Origin of the sequence: Pseudomonas sp. PA27(2017) (assembly GCF_001945445.1) — a bacterium.
GTDB lineage: Bacteria > Pseudomonadota > Gammaproteobacteria > Pseudomonadales > Pseudomonadaceae > Aquipseudomonas.
Genome location: NZ_MSXW01000022.1, coordinates 115,588 through 142,006, shown reverse-complemented (window position 1 = coordinate 142,006; position 26,419 = coordinate 115,588). Strand labels below are relative to the sequence as shown.

The window sequence follows — 26,419 nt, the reverse complement described above, 5'->3', positions numbered from 1 at the left end:
AAATTCTCTCACCTCCTAAAGCTTTCGCAGAACAGGCCGATAAGTATTACGAACGCGAACTCAATGGCTGCCTGAGAACTTGCAGGGCCGGATTCGCAAGCTCAGGCAAACATGCTAGGTCCTACGGAGGACATTCATCATGGCTTTGACAGTCAACACCAACATTGCGTCCCTCAACACCCAGCGCAATCTGAACACCTCGTCCAACGCGCTGAATACTTCTCTGCAGCGCCTGTCTACTGGCTCGAAAATCAACAGCGCCAAGGACGATGCTGCCGGCCTGCAGATCTCCAACCGTCTGAGCAGCCAGGTCAACGGCCTGAACGTCGCGGTGAAGAACTCCAACGACGGCATCTCCATGGCGCAAACCGCTGAAGGTGCTCTGCAACAGTCCACCAGCATCCTGCAGCGTATGCGTGACCTGTCGCTGCAATCGGCTAACGGCTCGAACAGCACCGAAGAGCGCAAGGCTCTGAACTCGGAAGTCAACGAGCTGAAGAAAGAGCTCAACCGTATCTCCAACACCACCACGTTCGGTGGCAAGAAGTTGCTGGACGGTTCGTTCGAAACTACTACCTTCCAGGTTGGTAGTGCCGCGAACGAAACCATCAGCGTCAAGATCGACGAGATGAGCACCGAGTCCCTGAAAGGTACTTTCAGCTCCGGTTCGATCACTGCTGGTTCTGTTGCAACCGGCACCGCTGCAGCTTCCGGCGCGATGGCAATCAAGGTAACCATGGTCGGTGGTACCGAGCGTTCCTTCAGCACTACCTTCGCTAGTGGTGCTACGGCTGCACAGCAGGTACAAGCCCTGGCTACCGTGATCAACGATGCAAACATTGGTGTAGGTGCTTTCGTAAACGATGATGGCAACATCGAGCTGGTATCTGCTGCTGGCTCAGGCTCCGCTGCTGGCAACATCCAGTCGTTCAGCTTCGGTTCGGGTGCAACCGTCACCGCTGCGAAAACTGCTGCAACCACTGATATCAGCATCGCTGAAGTGACCACCGGCAACCTGGTTGACGACATCGACATCACCGATGTGCAGGGTTCGCAGAAGGCGGTCATCGTGATCGACCAGGCAATCCAGGCGATCGACTCGCAGCGTGCCGAACTCGGTGCGGTGCAGAACCGCTTCGAGAACACCATTGGTAACCTGCAGAACATCGCAGAAAACGTTTCGGCTGCACGTGGCCGGATTCAGGATACGGATTTCGCGGCAGAAACTGCGAACCTGACCAAGAATCAGATCCTGCAGCAGGCCGGTACTGCGATCCTGTCCCAGGCCAACCAGCTGCCGCAGGCGGTGCTCAGCCTCCTGCAGTAAGCCAAATAGGCTAGGCTGCTTTAAACTCCGGGGGGAAGTGCCTAGCGCTTCTCCCCGTTTTGCCTTGCGAGGTGAAAGAAAATGGACATATCGATAGGGAGTTTGCCGCCAGTTTTGGGCAAATCGACCACTGCTTCGGCTCCGACCGCGTCTTCGGCATCTGTCGATAAGGCCGACGAGCAATCGCGCACGGCTGTAGCTAGCGAGGAAACCGCCCAGGTCTACGGACAGGTTGATGAAGCGGTCACTTCCATCCAGAGCTTTGTACAGAACATCCGTCGCGACCTGAATTTCAGCGTCGATGATTCGAGTGGTAGGGTAGTAGTCAAGGTTACGGATGGCGCGTCCGGCGAAGTGATTCGTCAGCTGCCTTCGGAAGAGGCGCTGCGCCTTGCCGAAAATCTTGAAGAAGTTCGTAGTTTGTTGTTCAAGGCCGAAGCCTAATTGTGGCTCGTTTCTTGAATGCCCAGATGGAGTGAATGGACGAGCGCCAATATGGTGACGAGGGGGGATTATGGCTGTTAGCGGAATCACGACTGGTATCAACTCGGGGCTACCCATTGGCGAGCTCGTGACCGCCATGGTCAATGCCGAAAAAGCACCCAAGGAAGCTCAGCTCGCCCGCCTCTCGAGCTCGACCACCACCAAGCTGTCCGGTCTTGGCCAGCTCAACAGCGCATTGGGCGATTTCCAAACCGCGCTCAAGGATCTCAACAGCGCTGCGCTGTTCGAGAAACGAACCGCTACTTCTTCGAATACAGCTGCATTGACGGCTACTGCTGGTAAAACTGCCACCGCAGGCACTTACCAAGTCGAGGTTTCAAAGCTGGCCACTGCCAGCAAGGTCGCCACTCAGGCTCAGGCTGCTGACTTCAAGAGCGGCGACGATGCGCAAACACTGAGTGTGAAGATCGGCGAGGGTGGAACCGAGGTAGATGTAAGCATCGCTGCTGGCTCGGATCTGAGTAGTATTCGTGATCAGCTCAACACCGCCCTGAAGGGAAAAGGCGTAACCGTCAGTACCATCAACGATCCGGCTACCGGGAAATCCCGGTTGGTCTTCAGCGGCAATGAAACCGGTAGCGGCAAGGATGTCATCGTGTCGGGCAGCGGCGATCTCGCCGCGCTCAGCGTCGATGGCCGCACCCAGCTCGATGCCACGAATGCACAGGGTGCCGGTTACATCGTGCAGGCAGCCAATGCCGAGTTTTCCATCGACGGCTTGAAGCTGAGCAGCCCTACCAACTCGGTCAAGGGTGCCATTTCTGATGTCACGCTCGAATTGGTCGGTACGACCGAAGATAAAAAACCGCTGACGCTCAAAATTGGCGAAGACAACGCCGGTGTCAAAGCGGGCATCAAGAAGTTCGTGGACGCTTACAACAAGCTCATCACCACCACCAATGATCTGACCCGAGTGACCAAGGTTGGTGAAGACGGAACGCCCCTGACTGGGGGGCTCGTTGGCGATTCGACGATTCGTAACCTGCTGAGCGGTGTTCGTAATGAGCTGGTCAATCCTACTGGTACTGGCGACTTCAAGGTGTTGGCGGATCTGGGAATCACTACCCAGAAGAATGGCACCCTGAAAATCGATGACACCAAGCTAGACGAAGCCATGAAGCAGGATTTCGATGCCGTGGGCGCCTTCTTCCTGGGTGATACTGGTTTGGCCAAGCGCTTGGATGGCCAGGTTGCAGCCTACAGCCAGACTGGTGGAATTCTGTCTCAACGTATGCAGGCGCTCGAGTCTACGCGCAGTGATATCAAGAAGCAGACCGAAGACCTCACACTGCGTGTCGACAAGATGCAGCAGCGTTTGCTGAAGCAATTTTACGCGATGGACTCGTTGGTTGGTCAGCTCAATGGCACCAGCAGTCAACTGCAAAATACGCTTTCCAACCTTCCTGGCGTCGTGAAGAAGAGCAAATAAATGAATACGCCCATCGACACTTACAAGAGCGTCAAGACAAGCCAGCAGGTCACTCCTTATCAGGCTGTGCAACTGCTGCTGGACGGTGCTATCGAGCGAGTATCGCTGGCGCAATTCGCGCAGCAGGAGGCAAACCCGGGGCTGCGTGGCGAGGCGGTAAGCGCCACCATTTCCATTATTGCCGTCCTGCAGTCCAGCCTCGACAAGGAGCTGGGCGGCGAGTTGGCTCAGAACCTGGACAACCTCTACGACTATATAAACCGTCGTCTGGTTGGCGTAGCGCTGGACGACACTCCGCGCCGTCTGGAGGAAGTGCAGGAGCTGCTGACCCAGATTCGAGACGCCTGGAAGGCAATTGGTCCGGAAGTAGAGTCCGCGGCCAACTGATCGGCACGGTGGTTCACGGTTATGTGCTCATCCGCCAGGCAGTCAGGTGACATGCCGCTACTGCCGCAATAGCCTTGCGATGATCCTTAAAAAGGATTAATCACGACTAAAGCTCACGCAGACCATGCCGATACATTGAGTATTCCCGCTTTACACTGGAGTACATCAGCATGAACGCCATGGCCGCTATGCGTCAGTATCAAAACGTCAACACTCAGGCTCAGGCTGTAGATGCCAGCCCGCATCGTCTGATTCAGATGCTGATGGAGGGTGGCTTGACTCGCTTGGCCCAAGCACGTGGCGCCATGGAGCGCGGGCAGTTCGCGATGAAGGGCGAGCTGATCGGCAAGGCCATTGGCATCATTGGCGGCCTGCGAGCTGGCCTGAACCTTGAAGAAGGTGGCGAGCTGGCTGTGAATCTGGATAACCTTTACGACTACATGAGCCGCCGCTTGCTGGAGGCTAACCTGAAGAACAGCGTCGAGCCGCTCGATGAAGTCGCCGATTTGCTTCGCAACGTCAAATCCGGTTGGGATGCAATCGCCCAGTGATTGGCGGGCTGGAAAGGAGTTTTCTATGAATACATCTGTTCAGCGTCTGCAGAATACGGGTACGGCAATGCGCCAGGCATTGTCCACCCAGGATTGGGCGGCTATCGGTGAGCTGGATCTGCAGTGCCGCCAGGCTGTGGAAGATGCCATGGTCGATGCTGCCGAGGACGATGGTGCGCTGCGGGCGCGAATGGAAGAGTTGCTGGATCTCTATAAGGATTTGGTAACTGCGTGCCAAGCCGAGCGTCAGCGCTTGGCTAACGAACTCGTCCAGTTCAACCAGTCGCAGCAGGGTGCGAAGGTTTATCAGCTTTTTGGCTGAGTCAGCCTATAGGCGCTATTGTTGTCTGCAGCGTCACCCTTTTTCTCTACGCCTTCTGATTGCCGAGCGCTCTTTTGGGCCTCATCGCAACTTCCGCTAAATAATCACGCCATAAAATTGACTAAGCGCCAATAATTTACTTTACTGCTGGCCATATGCCGGCGCGTTGGCGGCTGGTGGCTTTCTCTTTCTGGGCCGAACAATTATGTGGCGTGAAACCAAGCTTCTGCTAATCGATGACAACCTTGAAAGTCGCCGTGACCTGTCGGTGATTCTGGATTTTCTCGGCGAAGATCATCTTGCGTGTGGCAGCAGCGACTGGAACAAGGTGGTCGAGCAGATCGACTCCAGCAGAAGCATCCTCGGTGTCCTGCTCGGCGAGGTGCAGCTCAGGGGTGGGGCGCTGGATCTGCTCAAGGAGTTCGCCGCCTGGGATGAGTACCTGCCGGTTCTGATGCTTCATGAGCATGCCACCACGGATTGGCCGGAAGAGTTTCGCCGCCGCGTGCTGGCCACCCTGGAAATGCCGCCCAGCTACAACAAGCTCCTCGACTCCCTGCACCGCGCCCAGGTCTATCGCGAGATGTATGACCAAGCCCGTGAGCGTGGCCGGCAGCGAGAACCCAATCTGTTTCGCAGCCTGGTAGGCACCAGTCGCGCCATTCAACAGGTCCGGCAGATGATGCAGCAGGTGGCCGATACCGAGGCCAGCGTGCTGATTCTCGGGGAGTCGGGCACCGGCAAGGAAGTCGTCGCGCGCAATCTGCATTACCACTCCAAGCGCCGCGAGGCGCCGTTCGTGCCGGTCAACTGTGGTGCTATTCCCGCCGAGCTGCTGGAGAGCGAATTGTTCGGCCATGAGAAGGGCGCCTTCACGGGGGCCATTACCAGTCGTGCGGGGCGTTTCGAGCTGGCCAATGGCGGCACGCTGTTTCTCGACGAGATCGGCGATATGCCGCTGCCGATGCAGGTCAAGCTGCTGCGAGTACTGCAGGAGCGTACCTTCGAGCGCGTGGGCAGCAACAAGACCCAGAACGCCGACGTGCGCATCATTGCGGCGACCCACAAGAACCTCGAGAGCATGATCGAGGGCGGCAGCTTCCGTGAGGATCTGTACTACCGCCTCAACGTGTTCCCCATCGAGATGGCGCCGCTGCGTGAGCGCATCGAAGATATTCCATTGCTGATGAACGAGCTGATCTCGCGGATGGAGCATGAGAAGCGCGGTTCGATCCGCTTCAACTCCGCCGCCATCATGTCGCTCTGTCGCCATGATTGGGCGGGTAACGTTCGTGAGCTGGCCAACCTGGTCGAGCGCATGGCGATCATGCACCCCTATGGCGTGATCGGTGTGGGCGAGCTGCCGAAGAAATTCCGCCATGTCGACGACGAGGACGAGCAGCTCGCTGCGAGCCTGCGCGATGAGTTGGACGAGCGGGCGGTGTTGACCTCCTCATCGCCATCGGTGATGTCGCCAGCGATGCTGCCGGCCGAGGGCCTGGACCTCAAGGACTACCTCGGCAATCTGGAGCAGGGCCTTATCCAGCAGGCGCTGGATGATGCCGGCGGCATCGTGGCGCGCGCCGCTGAGCGCCTGCGCATTCGCCGTACTACCTTGGTCGAGAAGATGCGCAAGTACGGCATGAGCCGCCGCGAGGACGAGTCTGGCGACGACTGAGTCGCTTGGCCTGAGCCGCATGAGGTGGGCGACAGCCCACCTGTTTCCCTTCAGGCTTTACCCCTCGGACAGTCAGTTGATTGACGAGTTGCTATCCGCTAAATCGCTATCACACTGAAAATTAAGCAATTTATTTTCAGGCATGAGTATTGCTACCTCTCTGGCAAATGACCGCCTTCTGACGGCTCGCCCAGCGAGAGAGTGCAATGAAACCAAGCCTACAACGCCATGCTCCTCTGGAGACCTCGACGCCGGTACAGGCGGAGCGTGGGGATCTGGAGCAGTCGCTGGCCTTGTTCGAGCAGATGTCGAGCCGGCTGGGTAGCTCCTACAGTCTCTTGGAAAATCGCGTCAATGAACTGACTGGGCAACTGGCCCAGGTCAGCGAACAACGCGTGCAGGAGCTGAACGAAAAGGAGCGGTTGGCCCATCGCCTGCAAAGCCTGCTGGATCTGCTGCCCGGTGGCGTGGTCGTCATCGACGGCCATGGAGTGGTGCGTGAAGCCAACCCCGTGGCGCGAGACATGCTCGGTGAAGCGCTTCTGGGGTGCCTGTGGCGTGACGTGATCGCGCAGCGCTTCGCACCCCGGCGCGACGACGGTCATGAAATTTCTCTGGCCGATGGCCGGCGACTGTCGATTTCCACCCGCTCGCTGCAGGGCGAGCCGGGCCAACTGGTGTTGCTGACCGATCTGACGGAAACCCGTCGCTTGCAGGATCAGCTGTCGCGGCACGAGCGCCTGAGTGCCATGGGGCGCATGGTCGCGTCATTGGCTCATCAGGTGCGTACGCCTCTATCGGCGGCGCTGCTGTATGCCAGTCACCTGACTGAACAGGTATTGCCAGCCGAGCAGCAACAGCGCTTCGCCGGGCGCCTTAAAGAACGATTGCACGAGCTCGAGCATCAAGTGCGCGACATGTTGGTGTTCGCCCGCGGCGAGCTGCCACTGCCGGACCGAGTCGATCCTGCTCAACTGTTCGAGGCGCTCAGGCAGGCCGGTGAATCCGTGTTGCAAGGCGTCGACGTTCGCTGGCAATGCGATGTTCGGGGCGGCGAACTGCTCTGCAATCGCGACACGCTGGTGGGCGCGCTGCTGAACCTGGTCGAGAATTCCATCCAGGCTGCAGGGCAGGGTGTGCGCCTCAAGGTACATGCCTATAGGCGCGAATCCACCTTGCGTCTGTGCATCAGTGATGACGGGCCCGGTATCGATGCACTCACGCTGGCGCGCCTGGGCGAGCCGTTCTTCACCACCAAGACCACCGGCACTGGCCTCGGGCTGGCCGTGGTCAAGGCGGTCGCTCGCGCCCACCAGGGCGAGTTGCACCTGCGTTCACGGCCGGGTCGCGGTACCTGTGCCTTGTTGATTCTGCCGCTGATTATCCCAGCGCACCCCACGATTCAGGAGTGACCCATGGCTGCCAAAGTCCTGCTGGTTGAAGACGATCGCGCATTGCGCGAAGCCCTGGCCGACACCCTCGAGCTTGGTGGCCATGATTACCGGGCCGTCGACTGCGCCGAAGCGGCGCTGATCGCCATCGCCCAGGAACCGTTCGGGCTGGTGATCAGTGACGTGAACATGCCGGGCATGGATGGTCATCAACTGCTATGCGCCATTCGCGAACGCCAGCCGCAGTTGCCGGTGCTGCTGATGACGGCTTTCGGCGCCGTCGAGCGTGCCGTCGATGCCATACGTCGTGGCGCAGCCGATTATCTGGTCAAGCCGTTCGAGCCCAAGACCCTGCTGTCGCTGGTGGCGCGCCATGCGCTCGGGCGGGCCAGCGAGCTGGAGCAGGACGGGCCGGTAGCCTGCGAGCCGGCCAGCTTCCAGCTGCTCGAGTTGGCGGCGCGGGTCGCTCGTAGCGATTCCACCGTGCTGATCACCGGCGAGTCGGGGACCGGCAAGGAGGTTCTGGCACGTTATCTTCATCAGCAGTCTCCGCGTGCCAAGCGGCCATTCATCGCCATCAACTGCGCGGCGATTCCGGATAACATGCTGGAAGCCACTCTGTTCGGTCACGAAAAGGGCGCATTCACGGGCGCCGTTGCCAGCGCGCCGGGCAAGTTCGAGCTGGCCGAGGGCGGAACCATCCTGCTCGATGAAATCTCCGAGATGCCGCTGGCTTTGCAGGCCAAGCTGTTGCGTGTGCTGCAGGAGCGTGAGGTCGAACGGGTTGGCGCTCGCAAGCCGATCAGCCTGGATATCCGCGTGCTGGCGACCAGCAACCGTGACCTGGCTGCAGAAGTAGCGGCAGGCCGCTTCCGGGAGGATCTGTTCTATCGCCTGTCGGTGTTCCCGCTGGCCTGGCGACCGTTGCGTGAGCGCCCGGCGGATATCCTGCCCCTGGCCGAGCGGCTGCTGGCCAAGTACGTGAAGAAGATGAACCTGGCGCCGTTGCGGCTCTCCGCCCAGGCGGTCGCCTGCCTGACGGGGCATGCCTGGCCGGGCAACGTGCGTGAGCTGGACAATGCCATCCAGCGTGCGGTCATCCTTCAGCAGAACGGCGTCATCGAACCCCACGACCTGTGCCTGAACGCGCCCATCGGTTTCGCACAGCCGGCACCTCAACCTCAGTTGGCGGTGGTGGCGAGTGCGCCGATGCCGGTCGTGCCGGAGGCCGGCTTGGCGGATGGCGTGTTGGGTGAGGATCTGCGACGCAGGGAATATCAGGTGATCATCGATATCCTGCGTGCCGAGCGTGGGCGTCGCAAAGAGGCCGCCGAGCGCCTGGGCATCAGCCCGCGCACCTTGCGCTACAAACTAGCGCAGATGCGTGATGCGGGGATGGATGTTGAGGCATATCTCTATGCCAGCTGATGGCTTCGGCCAGGGCTGCGGGTCAATGAACGGCTAGAGACCCCGAGGATTCAACCGGTAAGCACTAGGCTCTGCACGAAAAATACCTGCGCTCGGTGATGCTTCGTTAACAATCGGCTGGAGTGCCAGCCCAGTCTGCAAGCCGCTTGCGGCTAACGCGCTTTAGCGCGACCCGAAGGGCGAGTGAAGCGAGTAATGCTCATTTACAGCACGTATCCTCGGATGCGAGCCCCGTCCGTTCCTCACCGATCTTTGCCTCGCCTGACCTTCGCTCGGAGACTTCTCGTACAGACCCTAAGCGTGATTAGGTGGCTTGGCGCCGCGCGAAATGCTGCTGGGGTGCCAGGAACGCATCGTGGAAGTACTTTCGAAAAGCCTGCATCGCCGGGTTGAATTCACGCTCACGATGCCACGCCAGACCAACGCTCATGGGGGGTACTTTGTCGGTGATGGTCAGGGTCTCGATGCGTTTGCCTTCCAGCGACCAGGGACGGTGCACCAGGTCCGAGAGGATCGCTACGCCGCGGCCATTGGCGACCATGCTACGCACTGCCTCCACCGAGCTGGTGCGTACTCTCACACTCGGTCGCTGGCGTGCGCGGTCCCAGTAACGCATGGCGCTTTGTTCGGCTTCATCCACGGTCAGCAGAATATAGGGCTCCTTCGCTACATCGGCCAGGCTGATTGCCGAGCGTTCGCACAGGGGATGGTGGCTGGGAATCCATAGCCGGCGTTCGGAGTTGAGGAGCGTTTCCGAAACGATGTCCGGGTGAGTGAGGTTCGCGGTCAGCACCACCGCCATATCGAATCGACCATCGAGCAGACCCTGTTCGATGGCCGTACGTTCCTGTTCGTGGACGTCGATGGTCACGTCCGGATATCCCTGTTCCAGCCGTTGCAGGTGGTGCGGCAGGAAGTAGCCGATCACCGTATAACTTGCAGCTAGGCGCAGTAGCCCATTGGCGCGCATGTCCGGCATCGGGCTGTTCAGCGCATCATCTACGCTGCGCAAAATCACATAGGCTCTATTCAGGAAGTGTCGCCCGGCATCGGTCAGGCTCATGCCTTGAGCCGATCGTTGGAAGAGCTGCGTGCCGAGCATACCTTCCAGCTCTTTGATCGCCGTGGTCACCGCCGACTGAGAAATATTCAAATGAATCGCCGCCTGGGAGATTTGCCCTATCTCGGCAGTGGCAACGAAGTAGCGGATCTGGCGGAGGGTCAGTGACATGGGCATTCCGTACGGCGAAGTATCTGTTTTTCAGAAGATACCCTATCTATTAATAGATCTTCCCAAGGGGTGAGCGAGAATCTAAGTTGCTTTGCATGAGGCCACAAGTGTCGAGGGCAAGCGTCATGCAGACAGTCGATTTCAACTCGGACATGGGCGAAGGCTTTGGCCCATGGACAATCGGTGACGGCGTGGATAATGAGCTGATGGGCTTCATCAGCTCGGCCAACATCGCGACCGGTTTCCATGCCGGTGACCCTGGCACCATGCGTCGCACGATCGAACAGGCCAGGCGTCGTGGCGTGGCCATTGGCGCGCATCCGGGATATCGCGACCTGGTCGGATTTGGTCGCAGGCATATCAACGCCTCGGCTCAGGAATTGGTCGACGACGTGCTGTATCAGCTAGGAGCCCTGCGCGAACTCGCTCGGGCTCAAGGGGTGGCGCTGCAACACATCAAGCCCCATGGCGCGCTCTACATGCACTTGGCCCGAGATGAAGACGCCGCCCGCTTGCTGGTGGAGAATCTCCAGCGACTGGAACCTGAGTTGCTGTTGTATTGCATGCCCAACTCAGCGATCTGGCGTGTCGCCAAGGCGCTCGGCCAACCGGTGATCCGCGAGTTCTACGCCGACCGCGAGTATGACCTCAGCGGGTCCATCGTATTCACCCGCAACGTCGGTGCCTACGACCCTGCCAAAGTTGCCCTGCGAGTGCTACGCGCCTGTCTGCAGGGCGTGGTGCGCACGGTCGAGGGCGAAGACCTGGCGATGGAATTCGATTCCATCTGTTTGCACAGCGACACGCCAGGCGCCCTGGCGCTGGTCGAAACTACGCGTAATGCCCTTGATGATGCCGGAATCAAGGTTCGTGCACCTCGTTGATAGATGATGGCGATCCTCGGGCGTCGAGTCGGGTTGTCGCAACGCTCGACAATGGGCGAGATGGCTCGAGCCATTCGTGAGTCACCGCTCGTCAGCCAGGATGGCCCTGTCGTGCGCACCACCCGCGCCGCAGATGCTTGCTGTAACGCACAGGTAGCCGGTGCACCGCTCGGTGGCCAGGCTCAACCAGTCAATCGTTCGATGTCGATTCGGCTCGAAACCCGGCAGGCCGAACGCTGTGTAGGAGGTGAAACATGAGTACTCCCATCCGCTATAGCTTTGGTGCCGACGAGCATTTGTTTGCCGAGGTCAGTGACAGCATGTCCCTCGAAGCGTTCTTCAAGGGGCTGGCGGTTACCCGCGCGGTAGAGCGCATGGCGCTGGAGGGCGTGCTCGATGTGTGTCTGGCCAACGCATCGTTTCAGATTCGTTTCGACCCTGATCGCATTGCTCCGGACGCCTTGATCGAAGCCGTGAAAGGCGCAGAGGCCGGGGCAGTCGCCGAGCGCAGATTACACACGCGGATTATCGAGATTCCGGTGCTTTACAACGACCCCTGGACTCACGAGACCCTGATGCGCTTTCGTGATCGTCACCAGGATCCGAGCGTCACGGATCTGCAATACGCCGCGCGGATCAACGGCCTGGCGGACGTCGACGCGTTCATCGCCGCCCACAGCGGTGCACCCTGGTTTGTCTCGATGGTCGGTTTCGTCGCCGGGTTGCCATTCATGTTCCAGATGGTCGAGCGTACTCGCCAGTTGCAGGTGCCCAAGTATCTGCGACCCCGTACGGACACGCCCAGGTTGACCTTGGGGCATGGCGGTTGCTTTGGCTGCATCTACTCGGTACGCGGTGCCGGTGGCTACCAGATGTTCGGAGTCACGCCGGCGCCGATCTACGATCCGCAGCAGAAACTCGCGTACTTGAAAGAGCACATGGTGTTCTTCCGTCCTGGTGACATCGTGCAGTTCAAACCGATCGAACGTGAGGCCTATGACCACGCGTTGGCCGAGGTGGAGGCCGGTCGCTTCGATCTGCGGATTCGGCCGGTGGAGTTTTCCTTGGACGCGTTTCTGGCCGACCCTGTCGGCTATCCCAAGTCGTTGCAGGAGGTGTTGGCATGATCAAGGTACTCAAGCCCGGTCTCGCCACCTCGGTACAGGATCTCGGCCGCGAAGGGTATTACCACCTGGGCATTCCTCCGTCCGGGGCGCTCGATCAATACGCCCTAAGCGCGGCCAATCACCTGGTCGGTAACCCGGCAGGCTCAGCGGCGCTGGAATGCACGCTGCTGGGGCCTGAGTTGGAGTTCCAGGCGGACGCACTGGTGGCGGTCTGCGGCGCGCACATGACGCCGCGAGTCGATGGCGCGCAGATGCACGCCGACACTTCGTTCTGGGTGAAGGCAGGGCAAACGCTGCGCTTTGATTTTCCAAAGGCCGGCGCGCGAGCCTATCTGGCCGTGGCGGGCGGCATTGACGTGCCAATCGTGCTCGGTAGTCGCTCGACCTATGCGCTAGGCGCTTTGGGCGGTTTTCAGGGGCGTCTTCTGAAAGCGGGTGACGAGTTGCCGGTTGGTATCTGCAGCGCCCAAAGCCGCGCTGGTGCCAGCTTGCCTATGGCTTTGCGACAGTCCTTGGGTGGTGAGGTCACGTTGCGCGTCGTACCTGGTTTGTATTTTCACCGCTTGACCGAATCCGCCGCACAGAGCTTTTTCGCCGAGCCGTGGACGGTCGGCTCGGAAGCCGACCGTATCGGTTATCGTCTCAAGGGTGGTAGTGCTCTGAGTTTCCTGGCGCGTGAGCAGCCATTCGGCGCAGGCTCCGACCCCTCGAACATCGTCGACAGCTGCTACCCGATCGGCTCCATTCAGGTTCCTGCAGGGCTCGAGCCTATCGTGTTGCATCGTGACGCAGTATCCGGTGGTGGTTACGCGATGATCGGAACGGTGATCAGTGCCGATCTCGATCTGGTCGGCCAGATGCAACCCAACCAAAAGGCCCGTTTCGTAGCGGTGACCCTCGAACAGGCGCTGCAGGCACGGCACTCGTACAAGACGAAACTCAGTTGCCTGAGCAAGCTGTTTGCATCCTGACTCTGCCGGCCGCGCTGAGTACTGCCGAGCGATAGCCGATCATCGCGGCGTTGTCGCGGCCACAGCTGATCGCTTCAGCGCGGCCCCGCAGGGGTGAGCGCAGCGAATAACCTGGGACGCAGTCCCTGGTGAGAGTCCGGCGGACACAAAAAAGCCCCGGATCAACCGAGGCTTTCGAATTTGGCTCCGCGACCTGGACTCGAACCAGGGACCCAATGATTAACAGTCATTTGCTCTACCGACTGAGCTATCGCGGAACAACGACGCGTATCCTACTGATTACGAAGGGGAAGTCAAGCATCTGCCAGCTTCCCCAGGCAACTTACAGAACGGCGGCGATGGCCTTGGTTACGACCGGCAGGTTGCGCGTGTTCAGGGCGGCCACGCAGATGCGGCCGGTGCCCACGGCGTAGATGCCGAATTCGCTGCGCAGACGCTCGACCTGTTCGGTGGTCAGGCCCGAGTAGGAGAACATGCCGCGCTGTTCGGCAACGAAGCCGAAGTCGCGCTTGGCGTTCAGTGCTGCCAACTGCTCGACCATGGCCAGACGCATGGTGCGGATACGATCACGCATCTCGCCCAGTTCGGTTTCCCACATCACCCGCAGTTCAGGATTGTTGAGCACGGCCGCGACCACGCTGGCGCCATGGGTCGGCGGGTTGGAGTAGTTGGTGCGGATCACGCGCTTGACCTGGGACAGCACGCGGCTGCCTTCTTCCTGGTCGCCGACCACGATGGTCAGGGCGCCGACGCGCTCGCCGTAAAGCGAGAACGACTTGGAGAACGAGCTGGAGACGAAGAAAGTCAGGCCAGATTGGGCGAACAAACGTACCGCCGCGGCGTCTTCTTCAATACCGTCGCCAAAACCCTGGTAGGCGATGTCGAGGAAGGGCACATGCTCGCGTTCGCGCACGATTTCCAGCACTGCTTGCCAGTCTTCGGGCGTCAGGTCGACGCCGGTCGGGTTGTGGCAGCAGGCGTGCAGCACGACGATGGAGCGCGCCGGCAGGTTCTTCAGGTCTTCGAGCAGGCCACCACGGTTCACGCCGTTGCTGAAGGCGTCGTAGTAACGGTAGTTGCGCACCGGGAAACCGGCAGTTTCGAACAGCGCGCGATGGTTCTCCCAGCTCGGGTCGCTGATCGCCACGGTGGCGTCGGGCAGCAGGCGCTTGAGGAAGTCCGCGCCGGTCTTCAGAGCGCCGGTGCCGCCGATGGCCTGGGTGGTGATCACGCGGCCTTGCTGGATCAGCGGCGAGTCGTTGCCCAGCAGCAGCTTCTGCACGGCCTGATCGTAAGCAGCGATGCCTTCGATCGGCAGGTAGCCGCGCGGGGCGCGAGCGGCGGTCAGGGCCGCTTCGGCTTCGACCACGGCGCGCAGCAGCGGGATGCGACCTTCTTCGTTGGTGTAGACACCCACGCCAAGGTTGACCTTGTCAGGGCGTTTATCGGCGTTGAATGCTTCGTTGAGGCCCAGGATGGGATCGCGCGGAGCCATTTCGACGGCGGAGAACAGACTCATGGGGGCGGCAGCTCTGTGGTGGGGTGAGTATCGAGCAACCCGGCAACTGGATTAGGGGTTGCGCAAGCGGGCCGTTAGTATAGCGGCCCATATTCGGTGTCGCGACAGCGTACATCAGGTATGACGCACGTGTGGTCGTGGCGTCACAGCCTTTGCAGAGGTAATTATGTCCGAGTTTCAACTGGTCACCCGTTTCGAGCCCGCCGGCGACCAGCCCGAGGCGATTCGGCAGATGATCGAAGGCCTCGAGGCCGGGCTTTCGCACCAGACGCTGCTCGGGGTGACGGGCTCTGGCAAGACCTTCAGCGTGGCCAACGTCATCGCCCAGGTGCAGCGCCCGACGCTGGTGCTGGCGCCGAACAAGACTTTGGCGGCGCAGTTGTATGGCGAATTCAAGTCGTTCTTCCCGAACAACGCGGTGGAGTATTTCGTTTCCTATTACGACTACTACCAGCCCGAGGCCTACGTGCCGTCGTCGGACACCTTCATCGAGAAGGATGCCTCGATCAACGATCACATCGAGCAGATGCGCCTGTCGGCGACCAAGGCGCTGATCGAGCGCAAGGACGTCATCGTGGTCTGCACGGTGTCGTCGATCTACGGCCTGGGCAGCCCCGAGGAGTACCTGAAAATGGTGCTGCACCTCGACCGTGGCGACAAGATGGACCAGCGCGCGCTGCTGCGCCGCCTGGCCGAGCTGCAGTACACCCGCAACGACATGGATTTCGCCCGGGCGACCTTCCGGGTGCGCGGCGATGTGATCGATATCTTCCCGGCCGAATCGGATCTGGAAGCGATCCGCATCGAGCTGTTCGACGATGAAGTCGAGAACATCAGCGCCTTCGATCCGCTGACCGGCGAGGTGCTGCAGCGCCTGCCGCGTTTCACCTTCTACCCCAAGAGCCACTACGTGACGCCCCGCGACACGCTGCTCGAGGCGATGGAAAAGATCAAGGTCGAGCTCAAGGACCGCCTGGACTACCTGCGCGGCGCCAACAAACTGGTCGAAGCGCAGCGTCTGGAGCAGCGCACCCGTTTCGACCTGGAGATGATCCTCGAACTGGGTTACTGCAACGGCATCGAAAACTACTCGCGCTACCTGTCCGGGCGCGACCCCGGTGCGCCGCCACCCACGCTGTACGATTACCTGCCGGCGGAGGCGCTGCTGGTGATCGACGAATCCCACGTCAGCGTGCCGCAGGTCGGCGCCATGTACAAAGGCGACCGTTCGCGTAAGGAAACCCTGGTCGAGTACGGCTTCCGCCTGCCCTCGGCGCTGGACAACCGCCCGATGCGCTTCGAGGAATGGGAAGCCGCGTGCCCGCAGACCATCTTCGTTTCCGCCACACCGGGGCCTTACGAGGCCGACCATGCCGGGCGGGTGATCGAGCAGGTGGTGCGACCCACCGGCCTGGTCGACCCGGAAGTGGAGGTGCGCCCGGCGCGTACTCAGGTCGATGATCTGCTGTCGGAGATCAACAAGCGCGTCGCCCTCGAGCAGCGCGTGCTGGTCACCACGCTGACCAAGCGCATGGCCGAGGACCTCACCGATTATCTGGCCGACCACGGCGTCAAGGTGCGTTACCTGCACTCGGATATCGACACGGTCGAGCGGGTAGAAATCATCCGTGACCTGCGCATCGGCACCTTCGACGTGCTGATCGGCATCAACTTGCTGCGCGAGGGGCTGGATATGCCCGAAGTCGCCCTGGTGGCGATTCTCGATGCCGACAAGGAGGGCTTCTTGCGCAGCGAACGCTCGCTGATCCAGACCATCGGTCGCGCAGCCCGTAACCTGAATGGCCGGGCGATTCTCTATGCCGACAACATGACCGGCTCCATGGAGCGTGCCATCGGCGAGACCGAGCGGCGCCGGCAGAAGCAGTTGGCTTTCAACGAGGCCAACGGCATCGTGCCCAAGGGTGTGGTCAAGGATATCAAGGACATTCTCGAAGGCGCCGTGGTGCCGGGTGCGCGCAGCAAGAAGCGCAAGGGCATGGCCAAGGCCGCCGAAGACAATGCGCGCTACGAGGCGGAGCTGCGCTCGCCGGCGGAGATCACCAAGCGCATCCGTCAGTTGGAGGACAAGATGTTCGAGCTGGCCCGCGACCTGGAGTTCGAGGCGGCGGCGCAGATGCGCGACGAGATCCAGAAGCTGCGTGACCGGCTGCTTGCGGTATGAGTGTGGCGGGTCATGCAAAGGTCTATCTGGCCGGCTTCGACGTGTTCCGGGTGGACGCCATCGAGCGTGGTGAGTATCTCAAGCGCTTGTGCCGTGAGCAGGGTCTCGAAGGGCTCTATCCGTTCGATAACGAGGTGGCTGACGGGCTGGCGCCGACCGAGATGGCGGCGCAGATCTGCCGGCTCAATCTGGCGATGATCCGTGATGTCGATGCCGTGCTGGCCAACCTCAACCCGTTTCGCGGGCTCGAGCCGGATTCCGGCACGGCATTCGAAGTCGGTGCGGCTGTGGCGCTGGGCAAGCCTGTGTGGGCGTATTTCGAGCCCCAGGGCAGCATGCGCCAGTGGTTGCCCGGTGACACTGAGGGCCGTGACGCCGACGGCTACTTCATCGAGGATTTCGGCCTGCCGCGCAATCTGATGCTCGCCTGTTCCTGGGCCGGTTGCAGCGCCAGTGTGGAGGAGGGGGTGGCGGCGCTGCGTCGCTACCTGAGCGGCGCGTCGGGCGCCTGACCCGTTCTTCGCAGCCCTGCGCCGCGGTTCGCTGGAGCCAGCCGGGGCTGGCCTGTTAATATTCATTCCCTTCGCTTTCTCGCGTCATCCATGGCGCCTGCGCCGGTCGCCCATGCGGCCTGGGCGCGAGGCCAGCCCATGCCATTTTCAGTCTTACTTGCTCGGGACTTTCCATGACCACCGTTCGCACTCGTATCGCTCCGTCGCCTACTGGCGACCCTCACGTCGGCACCGCCTACATCGCCCTGTTCAACCTGTGCTTCGCCAGGCAGCACGGCGGCGAGTTCATCCTGCGCATCGAGGATACCGACCAGGTTCGTTCGACCCGTGAGTCCGAGCAGCAGATCTACGATGCCCTGCGCTGGCTGGGCATCGAGTGGAATGAAGGCCCGGACGTCGGCGGCCCTTATGGCCCGTACCGGCAGAGCGAACGTGGCGAGATCTACCGCAAGTACGCGCTGGAGCTGGTGGAGAAGGGCCATGCCTTCTACTGCTTCTGCACCCCGGAAGAACTCGATCAGATGCGTGCCGAACAGATGGCCCGTGGCGAGACGCCGCGCTACGACGGCCGCGGCCTGCTGCTCTCCGACGAGGACGTGCAGCGCCGCCTGGCAGCGGGCGAGCCCCACGTGATCCGCATGAAGGTGCCGAGCGAGGGCGTCTGCGTGGTGCCGGACATGTTGCGCGGCGATGTCGAGATTCCGTGGGATCGCATGGACATGCAGGTGCTGATGAAGACCGATGGCCTGCCGACCTACTTCCTGGCCAACGTGGTCGACGACCACCTGATGAAGATCACCCACGTGCTGCGTGGTGAAGAATGGCTGCCCTCGGCGCCCAAGCTGATCCTGCTCTACGAGTACTTCGGCTGGGACAAGCCACAGCTGTGCTACATGCCGCTGCTGCGTAACCCGGACAAGAGCAAGCTGTCCAAGCGCAAGAACCCGACTTCGATCACCTTCTACGAGCGCATGGGCTTCCTGCCCCAGGCGATGCTCAACTACCTGGGCCGCATGGGCTGGTCGATGCCGGACGAGCGCGAAAAATTCACCCTCGAGGAGATGATCGCCAATTTCGACGTACAGCGCGTTTCCCTCGGCGGGCCGATCTTCGATCTGGAGAAGCTGTCCTGGCTCAACGGCCAGTGGATGCGTGACCTGAGCGTCGAAGAGTTCGCCGCTGGCGTGCAGAAGTGGGCCTTCAACAGCGACTACCTGATGAAGATCGCCCCCCACGTGCAGGGCAGGGTGGAAACCTTCAGCCAGATCGCGCCACTGGCCAGCTTCTTCTTCGCAGGCGGTGTGCAGCCGGACAAGGCGCTGTTCGCCCACAAGAAGCTGTCGGACGATCAGGTGCGCCAGCTCATGCAACTGATCCTCTGGAAGCTCGAGGCGCTGCGCCAGTGGGAGAAGGAGCGGATCACCGGCTGCATCCAGGCGGTGGTCGAACATCTGGAGCTGAAACTGCGCGATGCCATGCCGCTGATGTTCGCCGCCGTCACCGGTCAGGCCAGTTCGGTATCGGTGCTCGATGCCATGGAAATCCTCGGCCCGGACCTCACCCGTTTCCGTCTGCGCCAGGCCATCGAACTGCTCGGTGGTGTGTCGAAGAAAGAGAACAAGGAGTGGGAAAAACTGCTGGGCAGCATCGGCTGATTCTCGGCCGCCTGTCGCCATGGGCGGCCGGCAGCCAGCGGTTTGCGGTAAGTGTTTGTTATGTCAGCGAAAAAAAATAAGGTAGCCGCTAATTTTTTGTTGACAGGGTGCAGGGGCGCACTTAACATGCGCCCCGTCCTCGAGATGGGGCTATAGCTCAGCTGGGAGAGCGCTTGCATGGCATGCAAGAGGTCGACGGTTCGATCCCGTCTAGCTCCACCAATCTCGGATGCCACAACCGGTTCTACGGAATGGGTTGAGTTGTAAAGAAGGGCATTTGCGTCCCCTTCGTCTAGTGGCCTAGGACACCGCCCTTTCACGGCGGTAACAGGGGTTCGAGTCCCCTAGGGGACGCCACTATTTCCAGCTGCAGTGCTTAGGCATTGCAGCCAGACCGCAAGGTTCTGGGGCTATAGCTCAGCTGGGAGAGCGCTTGCATGGCATGCAAGAGGTCGACGGTTCGATCCCGTCTAGCTCCACCAATCCACGACAAGGCCAGCCAAGTGCTGGCCTTGTTCTTCGAAGGTTTCGTCCCCTTCGTCTAGTGGCCTAGGACACCGCCCTTTCACGGCGGTAACAGGGGTTCGAGTCCCCTAGGGGACGCCATTTTTGCCCGCTCTGCGGGATTTTTAAGGGTCACTTCTCACGAAGTGACCCTTTTGTTTTTGCACCCTCGAAAAGTTTCAGTCGATCGGTACGGCTGGCGATGCGGCGCTTGCGTTGCAGCAGGCTAAGCCCCTAAGGTCGAGCCTGTTGCGTCGCCAAGGGAGGCCATTGCATGAAGCTGACTCACATTGCTGCATCGCTGCGCGCCGCTGCGCTGAGGTATGCGTCGTGAACTGGGATCGCCCCGATCCGTTCACCATCGATCTGCTGGTCGGCAGCGAGGATATCGATGGCCTCGGGCACGCCAACAACGCCGTCTACGTGACCTGGCTGGAGCGTTGCGCCTGGCGCCATTCACAATCGCTGGGGCTGGATCTGGTCGAGTACCGGCGCCTGGATCGGGCCATGGCGGTGGTGCGCCACGAGATCGATTACCTGAGCAGTGCCTATGAAGGCCAGGCGCTGCAAATAGGTACCTGGATCGTCGAATCCGACCAGCGTCTGAAGATGGATCGCTGTTTTCAGCTGATACGCCCGCAGGATGGCGCCACGCTGCTGCGTGCGCGCACCACCTTCGTCTGCATCGAGTTGTCCAGCGGTCGGCCCAAGCGCATGCCGGCCGAATTCATCGAGGGTTATGGCCGGGCATTGCTGCCGGCTTGAGTGTTCATGGCTGCGGGGCCAGAAACAGCTTCCGCTCCTCGTAGACTGCCTGGTAGCGCCGGGTTTCACCCGGTTGCAGCAAGAGCGATTGGCTGCTCACCAGATCGATCTCGGCGCAGAACCCTTCGCGTGACGGGGTGAGCACCACGCTGCGTTCGCCGCTGGGAACGTCGAGCGTGACGCTTTCGCCGGCTGGCAAGGCGACAATCAGTTGCTCGTCGACGCGCAGTTGCAGGTCGCAGGCGTTGGGCGCATTGCGGTCGCGGCTGACGATCAGCTTGGCGGCCGCTGCGGGATCCAGCGGCACGCCCTCGGAGATCGGCGTGGCGGCGATTGCAGTGGTGGTGGCCAGCAGCAGGGCGAACGGGGCGCTGCGCAGCACGAGTCGATTCATGGCGATTTCCGGTGGTGTCTGTCACTGCAGTGGACTGCGCCAGGCGTTGGGTGTTCAGGCGCTGTCCCGGCGCGTCGCTCGCCGCTACACTACGCGCCGTTTTTGCCTCGGCATGCCGATGGCCTTTCCCGTTATTCGAGAGTATCGCCATGCAGATCGCCCTGGCGCCCATGGAGGGGCTGGTCGATGAAATCCTCCGCGACGTGCTGACCCAGGTTGGCGGCATCGACTGGTGCGTGACCGAGTTCATCCGCGTCACCGATCGCGTGCTGCCCAGGTCGACCTACCGCAAACTGGCGCCGGAGCTGTTCAATGGCGCCCGCACGGCTGCCGGTACGCCGCTGCGCGTGCAATTGCTCGGCTCCGATCCCAAGTGCCTGGGTGACAACGCCGCCTACGCCTGTGTGCTCGGCGCGCCGGTGATCGACCTCAATTTCGGCTGCCCGGCCAAGACGGTGAACAAGTCCCGTGGCGGGGCGGTGCTGCTCAAGGAGCCGGAGCTGCTGCACGCCATCGTGCGCGAGGTGCGCCGCAGCGTGCCGGCGGCCATTCCCGTCACCGCCAAGATGCGCCTGGGCTTCGATCACAAGGATCTGGCTCTCGATTGCGCCCGGGCGCTGGTCGAAGGGGGCGCCTCGCAGATCGTCGTGCACGCGCGCACCAAGGTCGAGGGCTACAAGCCCCCAGCCCACTGGGAATGGGTGGCGCGGGTGCAGGAGGTGGTCAGCGTACCGGTGTATGCCAACGGTGATATCTGGTCCGTCGATGACTGGCAGCGCTGCCGCGAGGTGAGCGGCGCCGAGCACTTCATGCTGGGCCGTGGCGTGGTGGCGCGGCCCGATCTGGCCCGGCAGATCGCCGCGGCGAAGGCCGGCCAGGATGCCGGCGTGATGAGCTGGGCTGAGTTACAGCCGCTGTTGGCCGAGTTCTGGCTGCAGGCCCGCCGCAAGATCTCGCCGCGCTACGCCCCCGGGCGGCTCAAACAGTGGCTGGCGATGCTCACGCGCAGCTACCCTGAGGCGGTCGAGCTGTTCGCCCTGGTGCGGCGGGAAACCAATTGCGAGGTCATCGACGCACTGCTGGGCGTGAGCATCGCGCCGGCAGAGGTGAGCACCCTGCAAACGCTCGAAGCTGACGAGGAGACGCTCAGCGCCCTCCGCTGACGTCGAGCAGCGAGCCGGTGGTATAGCTGGCCTGTTCGCTGGCCAACCACAGAATCGCTTCTGCCACTTCCTCAGCCTGCCCACCGCGGCCCAGCGGAATGCTGGCGGCGACGCGCGCCACCCGCTGCGGCTCGCCGCCACTGGCGTGGATCTCTGTGTCGATCACGCCGGGCCGCACCGCATTGACGCGAATGCCATCGCCAGCGAGTTCCTTGGCCAGCCCTATCGTCATGCTGTCGACCGCGCCCTTGGCTGCGGCATAGTCGATGCACTCTTCGGGCGCGCCGAGGCGGGCGGCAATCGATGACACGTTGACGATCACGCCGCCACGCCCGCCCTGGCGGGTGGACATCCGCGCAATCGCCTCACGGCTGCACAGGAAGCTGCCGTACACGTTGGTGGCGAACACCCGTTGCCAGCGCTCCAGGCTCATGCGCTCCAGGCGCATCTGCTGCTCGAGCATCCCGGCGTTGTTGACCAGCACGTCCAGGCGCCCCAGGCGTGCGTCGACCTCGGTGAACAGCCGGCGAACCTGGGCTTCGTCCGCCACATCGGCCTGTACCGCCAGCGCCTCGCCGCCCGTGGTCGTGATCGCCTCGACGAGTGCGTCGGCGGCCTCACGGTTGCGCTGGTAGTTGATGACAACGCGGTAGCCTTGCCCGGCCGCCAGCCTTGCCGTGGCCGCACCGATGCCGCGGCTGGCACCGGAGATCAGCATCACCCTGCCCATCGAAAAATCTCCTTTTTCGGTCCCTTGAAATTTTTTCGGCCATCCACATTTTTATCACCGTGGGATGCCGAAGTCGGGTCCCGCACCTTATCACTCGCTGACCAATTCAGGAGACTAACCATGAGCACTGCATTTTCCATGACCCCGCTGTTCCGTCAGTCCATCGGCTTCGACCGTTTCAACGACCTGTTCGAATCGGCGATGCGCAACGAGACCAGCAGCAGCTACCCGCCCTACAACGTCGAAAAGCATGCCGATGATCAGTACCGGATCGTCATCGCTGCAGCCGGTTTCCAGGATGAAGATCTGGATCTGCAGGTCGAGCGCGGCGTGTTGACCGTGACCGGCGGCAAGCGCGCGGGCAATGGCAACGGTGAAAATGTTACCTATCTGTATCAGGGCATCGCTCAGCGTTCGTTCAAGCTGTCGTTCCGCCTGGCCGATCACATCGAGGTCAAGAGCGCCAGCCTGGTGAACGGCCTGCTCAACATCGAGCTCGAGCGCCACGTGCCGGAAGAGGCCAAGGCCAAGCGCATCCCGATCGGGGCCGCACGTCCGGCGCTGGAGAACTGATCGCCTTTGCCGGCATACCGGAAAGGCGCCCTCGCCAGGCCATGTGAAAACTACTGCGCTCGGTCATGCGGCGTTAAAAACCGGCTAAAAATGCTCATTTACAGCTCGTAAACTGCGCCTTTTCGCCGGTTTTTGCCTTGCCTGACCTTCGCTCGCTACGTTTTCACACGGCCTGTCGTGGCGCCTTTTCCGTTTCAGTGGGGCAGTCGTTGGGCGCCGTGGCTGAGCAGGGCGCGGAAGGCCGTCAGCGGCTGCGGGCGGCTGAACAGGTAGCCCTGGTAGCAGTTGCAGCCCTGGCTTTGCAGAAAGTCCAGCTGGCTCTGCTGTTCCACGCCTTCGGCGATGACCTCCAGGCCCAGGCTGAGGCCGAGGGCGACCACGGCGCGGATGATTTCCGCGTCGCTCGGGTTACTGGTGGCATCGCGCACGAACGACTGGTCGATCTTCAGTACGTTCACCGGCAGGCGCTTGAGGTAGGTGAGCGACGAGTAACCGGTGCCGAAGTCGTCCATGGCGAAGCTGACGCCCAGCTTGCGCAGGCGGTTCATCTTGGCGATGGTGTCGTCGATGTCCTCGATGACGATGCCTTCGGTGATCTCCAGCTTGAGCATGCCCTGGGGCAGCTTGTTCTGGCGAAGACAATGCTCGACCCGCTCGACGAAATCGCCCTGGCGGAACTGCCGGGTACTGATGTTCACGCACAGGCTGAAACGCTCGTCGATGAGACCGTCCTCCAGCAACTGCGCGCAAGCGTGGCAGGCTTCGACCATCACCCAGGCGCCGACCTCCAGAATCAGCCCGCTTTCCTCCAGCACGTGGATGAACAGCGCCGGTGACTGCTCGCCAAGCGTCGGATGGGCCCAGCGCAGCAGCGCCTCGGCACCGATGATCTGGTCGGTGCGGGCGTCCACCTGGGCCTGGAAATACAGCTCGAATTCACCGCGGCTCAGGGCGGTGCGCAACTCGTTCTCCAGGCGCAGGCGTTCGCTGGCCGCGTGCTGCATGGAGCTGTGGAACAGCTGAATGGCATTGCGGCCCGAATCCTTGGCACGGTATAGGGCGATGTCGGCGCGCTTGAGCAGGTCGGCCGGCGTCTGACCGTGGTCGGGGATCAGCGCGATGCCGATGCTCGGGGTGACCTGCAGGCGATGGCCCTCGAGCAGCATGGGTTCGCTGAGCAGGGTGCGCAGTTTCTCGGCGGCCTGGCCGGCGTGGGAGATGACTTCGTCGAGCGTGCCCTCGATACCGGTCAGCAGCACCACGAATTCGTCGCCGCCCAGGCGCGCCACGGTGTCCTCCTCGCGCACGCTGACTTCCAGGCGGGCGGTGATCAGCTTGAGCACCGCATCGCCGAATGGATGGCCGAGCGAGTCGTTGATGTGCTTGAAGTGGTCGAGGTCGAGAAACAGCAGGGCGCCACGTAGCGCGTGGCGTTGCAGCAAGGAGATCTGCTGGGTCAGGCGATCCATCAGCAGGGCGCGATTGGGCAAGCTGGTCAGCGGGTCGTGGTAGGCCAAGTGCTGGATCTGCTGCTGGGCTGCCTTGAGTTCGCTGATGTCGCGGGCGGTGACCAACAGGCACTGGGTGCTATCCAGCTCGATCGGCTCGAAGGAGATTTCCACTTCCAGGTGCTTGCCGTAGCGGTCGCGGCCGCTCATCTCGAGGCGCTGAATGTGGCCTTCCTCGCGCAGGGTGTTGAGCAGGCGCTGGCGCTGTTCCTCGTCGGGCCAGATGCCGACCTCGGTGGAGGTGCGACCGATGACTTCCTCGGCTTTGTAGCCTGTCAGGCGCGTGAAACCGTCGTTGATCTCGATGTAGCGGCCCGTGTCACGGGTGGTGATGGTGATCGCGTCCGGGCTGGAGTGAAAGGCCTTGTAGAATTTCTCCTGGCTGGCCTTGAGCGCCGACTCGGCGCGCTGCTGCTCGGTGATGTCGCGAAACTTGCTGAGCACGCAGGGCTGGCCGGCCAGCTCCAGGCGACGGCATGACACGATGCAGCTTATCAGCCGGCCCTGAGGGTCGGTCAGGTCGATGCGTTCGTCGGTGAGGTCGGTGCCGCTGAGAATCTTCAGGCGCAGTGGTGAATCCTCCGGCAGGGCTTTCCAGGGCGCGAGCTTGAAGATATTGCGCCCGGTGACTTCCGCCGGCCGCCAGCCGAACGCCTGGGTGAACGCCGGGTTGACCTCCAGAATGCGGCCTTCCGGCAGGGTGGTCACGCAGATCGGGTCGGGGCTGGCCTGGAAGACCATGGCGAACTTGCGCTCCGAGGCCTGCAGGCGCTGCTCGCGTAAGGTGCGCTCGCTGGTGTCGATCATGATGCCGGTCATGCGCACGGGCTGGCCCTGGGCGTCGCGGTGCAGCTTGGCGGTGCTTTCCAGATAATGGGTCTGGCCGTCGGCGTGTACCGTACGGTAGGTCACCTGGGAGTCCTGGCCGTTATCGGGCAGCAGGTCGCGGTAGGCCTGGCGCAGGGCCTGGCGATCCTGCATGGGCACATGGGTGAAAAAATCCGGAAAGCGGCCCTGAAAGGGTTCGTTCGCCAGCCCATGCAGCAGAGCGGCGCGTGGCGAGGCATACATGGTGTCGCTGGGGATGTGCCAGTCCCAGGTACCCAGGTCGGCCGATTCGAGTGCCATGCGCAGGCGTTCCTGACTATCGGCCAGGGCCTGTTCCTGAACGCGCTGGCGGTTGATGTCGCGTACCACGCCGAACATTCTGTTCTGGCCGCCTTCGCCAGCCTGCAGGCTGCCGGTGATTTCGATCCAGCGCAGGCTGCCGTCCGGCCATTGAATGCGATGGCGGATCGGTTCGGCCGTGGGCGAGCCATCGATCACCGCCTGGAACAGGCGCAGCACTTCGCCGCGCTCCTCCTCGGGAATCAGCCCGATATAGTCGACCGGGGCGCTGAGCGGGCGGGTCGGGTCGAGACCGAATACCTTCTGGGCGCCACGCGACCAGCTGACCTCACCGGTATCGACGTTCCAGAACCAGGCGCCGAGGCCGGCACCATTGAGGGCGGCCAATAGATGCTGGCTGTCGCGCCAGGTCTTTTCGAACTCGGCGGGGTCGAGTACCGGCACGTGGGGCAACGGTGGGCGTTTGTCGTTGGAGTTGCCCATTGACCCTTCCTCTACAAAAGCCCGGCGAGGCGGAAAGCCGGGCTATTGGCGCATGTGCAGCATGAATGCCGGC

23 protein-coding genes and 5 tRNA genes are annotated in these 26,419 nt (G+C 61.7%); 22 read left to right on the top strand and 6 right to left on the bottom strand.

What is annotated here, in order from left to right; translation table 11 throughout:
* Positions 1-139: 139 nt before the first annotated feature.
* The 9 genes from BVH06_RS11750 (at position 140) to BVH06_RS11710 (ending at position 9,017) form a co-directional block, all read left to right on the top strand.
* The gene (locus BVH06_RS11750) at positions 140-1,327 is read left to right on the top strand and encodes a flagellin (protein WP_075931056.1); all 1,188 of its coding nucleotides are present in this window, start codon (positions 140-142) and stop codon (positions 1,325-1,327) included.
* 81 nt (positions 1,328-1,408) lie between these two features.
* Positions 1,409-1,771, top strand: coding sequence for a flagellar protein FlaG (locus tag BVH06_RS11745; protein WP_083651992.1), 363 nt, complete (start codon positions 1,409-1,411; stop codon positions 1,769-1,771).
* A gap of 70 nt (positions 1,772-1,841) precedes the next feature.
* Complete coding sequence (gene fliD, locus BVH06_RS11740; RefSeq protein ID WP_075931055.1) at positions 1,842-3,260, top strand: flagellar filament capping protein FliD; 1,419 nt, start codon at positions 1,842-1,844, stop codon at positions 3,258-3,260.
* Positions 3,261-3,647: a flagellar export chaperone FliS gene (gene fliS / locus BVH06_RS11735; protein ID WP_075931054.1), complete on the top strand. Its 387-nt coding sequence runs from the start codon at positions 3,261-3,263 to the stop codon at positions 3,645-3,647.
* A 170-nt stretch (positions 3,648-3,817) separates the two neighbouring features.
* Positions 3,818-4,198 carry a flagellar export chaperone FliS gene (fliS, locus tag BVH06_RS11730; RefSeq protein WP_027906174.1) on the top strand — a complete coding sequence of 127 codons (381 nt, stop codon included), beginning with the start codon at positions 3,818-3,820 and terminating at the stop codon, positions 4,196-4,198.
* Between the two features lie 25 nt (positions 4,199-4,223).
* Positions 4,224-4,520 (top strand): flagellar protein FliT, encoded by a 297-nt coding sequence (locus BVH06_RS11725; protein ID WP_075931053.1) that lies wholly within the window; start codon positions 4,224-4,226, stop codon positions 4,518-4,520.
* A gap of 205 nt (positions 4,521-4,725) precedes the next feature.
* Positions 4,726-6,198 (top strand): sigma-54 dependent transcriptional regulator, encoded by a 1,473-nt coding sequence (locus BVH06_RS11720; protein ID WP_075934189.1) that lies wholly within the window; start codon positions 4,726-4,728, stop codon positions 6,196-6,198.
* Between the two features lie 206 nt (positions 6,199-6,404).
* The gene (locus BVH06_RS11715) at positions 6,405-7,610 is read left to right on the top strand and encodes a PAS domain-containing sensor histidine kinase (RefSeq protein ID WP_075934188.1); all 1,206 of its coding nucleotides are present in this window, start codon (positions 6,405-6,407) and stop codon (positions 7,608-7,610) included.
* A gap of 3 nt (positions 7,611-7,613) precedes the next feature.
* Positions 7,614-9,017 carry a sigma-54 dependent transcriptional regulator gene (locus BVH06_RS11710; RefSeq protein WP_075934187.1) on the top strand — a complete coding sequence of 468 codons (1,404 nt, stop codon included), beginning with the start codon at positions 7,614-7,616 and terminating at the stop codon, positions 9,015-9,017.
* Positions 9,018-9,321: 304 nt separating this feature from the next.
* On the opposite strand, the gene BVH06_RS11705 is transcribed toward BVH06_RS11710, so the two are convergent.
* Entirely contained in the window at positions 9,322-10,248 is a 927-nt protein-coding gene (locus tag BVH06_RS11705; RefSeq protein ID WP_075934186.1) for a LysR family transcriptional regulator, read from the bottom strand.
* A gap of 125 nt (positions 10,249-10,373) precedes the next feature.
* Between BVH06_RS11705 and BVH06_RS11700 the strand changes: the two genes are divergently transcribed.
* The 3 genes from BVH06_RS11700 (at position 10,374) to BVH06_RS11690 (ending at position 13,230) form a co-directional block, all read left to right on the top strand.
* Positions 10,374-11,132, top strand: coding sequence for a 5-oxoprolinase subunit PxpA (locus BVH06_RS11700; protein ID WP_075934185.1), 759 nt, complete (start codon positions 10,374-10,376; stop codon positions 11,130-11,132).
* Between the two features lie 254 nt (positions 11,133-11,386).
* Positions 11,387-12,259, top strand: a complete 873-nt coding sequence (locus BVH06_RS11695) for an allophanate hydrolase subunit 1 (RefSeq protein ID WP_075934184.1) — start codon at positions 11,387-11,389, stop codon at positions 12,257-12,259.
* A complete protein-coding gene (locus BVH06_RS11690; RefSeq protein ID WP_075934183.1) occupies positions 12,256-13,230 on the top strand; it encodes a biotin-dependent carboxyltransferase family protein in 975 nt (324 codons plus the stop codon). Before BVH06_RS11695 ends, BVH06_RS11690 begins: the two co-directional genes overlap by 4 nt.
* A 181-nt stretch (positions 13,231-13,411) precedes the next feature.
* Here the strand turns inward: BVH06_RS11690 and BVH06_RS11685 are convergent.
* Positions 13,412-13,487 (bottom strand) — tRNA-Asn (locus BVH06_RS11685).
* A gap of 65 nt (positions 13,488-13,552) precedes the next feature.
* Positions 13,553-14,749 carry an amino acid aminotransferase gene (locus tag BVH06_RS11680; RefSeq protein WP_075934182.1) on the bottom strand — a complete coding sequence of 399 codons (1,197 nt, stop codon included), beginning with the start codon at positions 14,747-14,749 and terminating at the stop codon, positions 13,553-13,555.
* A gap of 166 nt (positions 14,750-14,915) precedes the next feature.
* Here BVH06_RS11680 and uvrB point away from each other — a divergent pair, with 166 nt between their 5' ends.
* The 8 genes from uvrB to BVH06_RS11640 all read left to right on the top strand — a co-directional run bounded on the left by uvrB (position 14,916) and on the right by BVH06_RS11640 (position 20,367).
* Positions 14,916-16,931, top strand: coding sequence for an excinuclease ABC subunit UvrB (uvrB, locus tag BVH06_RS11675; protein ID WP_075929544.1), 2,016 nt, complete (start codon positions 14,916-14,918; stop codon positions 16,929-16,931).
* On the top strand, positions 16,928-17,443 hold the full coding sequence (locus tag BVH06_RS11670; protein WP_075934181.1) for a nucleoside 2-deoxyribosyltransferase: 516 nt from the start codon (positions 16,928-16,930) through the stop codon (positions 17,441-17,443). Before uvrB ends, BVH06_RS11670 begins: the two co-directional genes overlap by 4 nt.
* A 173-nt stretch (positions 17,444-17,616) precedes the next feature.
* A complete protein-coding gene (gene gltX / locus BVH06_RS11665; RefSeq protein WP_075934180.1) occupies positions 17,617-19,098 on the top strand; it encodes a glutamate--tRNA ligase in 1,482 nt (493 codons plus the stop codon).
* 146 nt (positions 19,099-19,244) lie between these two features.
* Positions 19,245-19,320, top strand: a tRNA-Ala gene (locus BVH06_RS11660).
* A 59-nt stretch (positions 19,321-19,379) separates the two neighbouring features.
* Positions 19,380-19,455 (top strand) — tRNA-Glu (locus tag BVH06_RS11655).
* 49 nt (positions 19,456-19,504) lie between these two features.
* A tRNA-Ala gene (locus tag BVH06_RS11650) sits at positions 19,505-19,580 on the top strand.
* Positions 19,581-19,628: 48 nt separating this feature from the next.
* Positions 19,629-19,704 (top strand) — tRNA-Glu (locus tag BVH06_RS11645).
* 228 nt (positions 19,705-19,932) lie between these two features.
* On the top strand, positions 19,933-20,367 hold the full coding sequence (locus BVH06_RS11640) for a thioesterase family protein (protein WP_075934179.1): 435 nt from the start codon (positions 19,933-19,935) through the stop codon (positions 20,365-20,367).
* Between the two features lie 4 nt (positions 20,368-20,371).
* Here BVH06_RS11640 and BVH06_RS11635 read toward each other — a convergent pair whose 3' ends face one another.
* Positions 20,372-20,761, bottom strand: coding sequence for a hypothetical protein (locus tag BVH06_RS11635; RefSeq protein WP_075934178.1), 390 nt, complete (start codon positions 20,759-20,761; stop codon positions 20,372-20,374).
* Between the two features lie 149 nt (positions 20,762-20,910).
* Here BVH06_RS11635 and BVH06_RS11630 point away from each other — a divergent pair, with 149 nt between their 5' ends.
* Positions 20,911-21,924, top strand: a complete 1,014-nt coding sequence (locus BVH06_RS11630; RefSeq protein ID WP_075934177.1) for a tRNA-dihydrouridine synthase — start codon at positions 20,911-20,913, stop codon at positions 21,922-21,924.
* On the opposite strand, the gene BVH06_RS11625 is transcribed toward BVH06_RS11630, so the two are convergent.
* Positions 21,908-22,654 (bottom strand): SDR family oxidoreductase, encoded by a 747-nt coding sequence (locus tag BVH06_RS11625; protein ID WP_075934176.1) that lies wholly within the window; start codon positions 22,652-22,654, stop codon positions 21,908-21,910. The two genes, BVH06_RS11630 and BVH06_RS11625, sit on opposite strands and share 17 nt — an antisense overlap.
* Before the next feature lie 120 nt (positions 22,655-22,774).
* Here BVH06_RS11625 and BVH06_RS11620 point away from each other — a divergent pair, with 120 nt between their 5' ends.
* Complete coding sequence (locus BVH06_RS11620; RefSeq protein WP_075929537.1) at positions 22,775-23,227, top strand: Hsp20 family protein; 453 nt, start codon at positions 22,775-22,777, stop codon at positions 23,225-23,227.
* A 194-nt stretch (positions 23,228-23,421) separates the two neighbouring features.
* On the opposite strand, the gene BVH06_RS11615 is transcribed toward BVH06_RS11620, so the two are convergent.
* The gene (locus BVH06_RS11615; protein WP_075934175.1) at positions 23,422-26,346 is read right to left on the bottom strand and encodes a bifunctional diguanylate cyclase/phosphodiesterase; all 2,925 of its coding nucleotides are present in this window, start codon (positions 26,344-26,346) and stop codon (positions 23,422-23,424) included.
* Between the last annotated feature and the right edge of the window lie 73 nt (positions 26,347-26,419).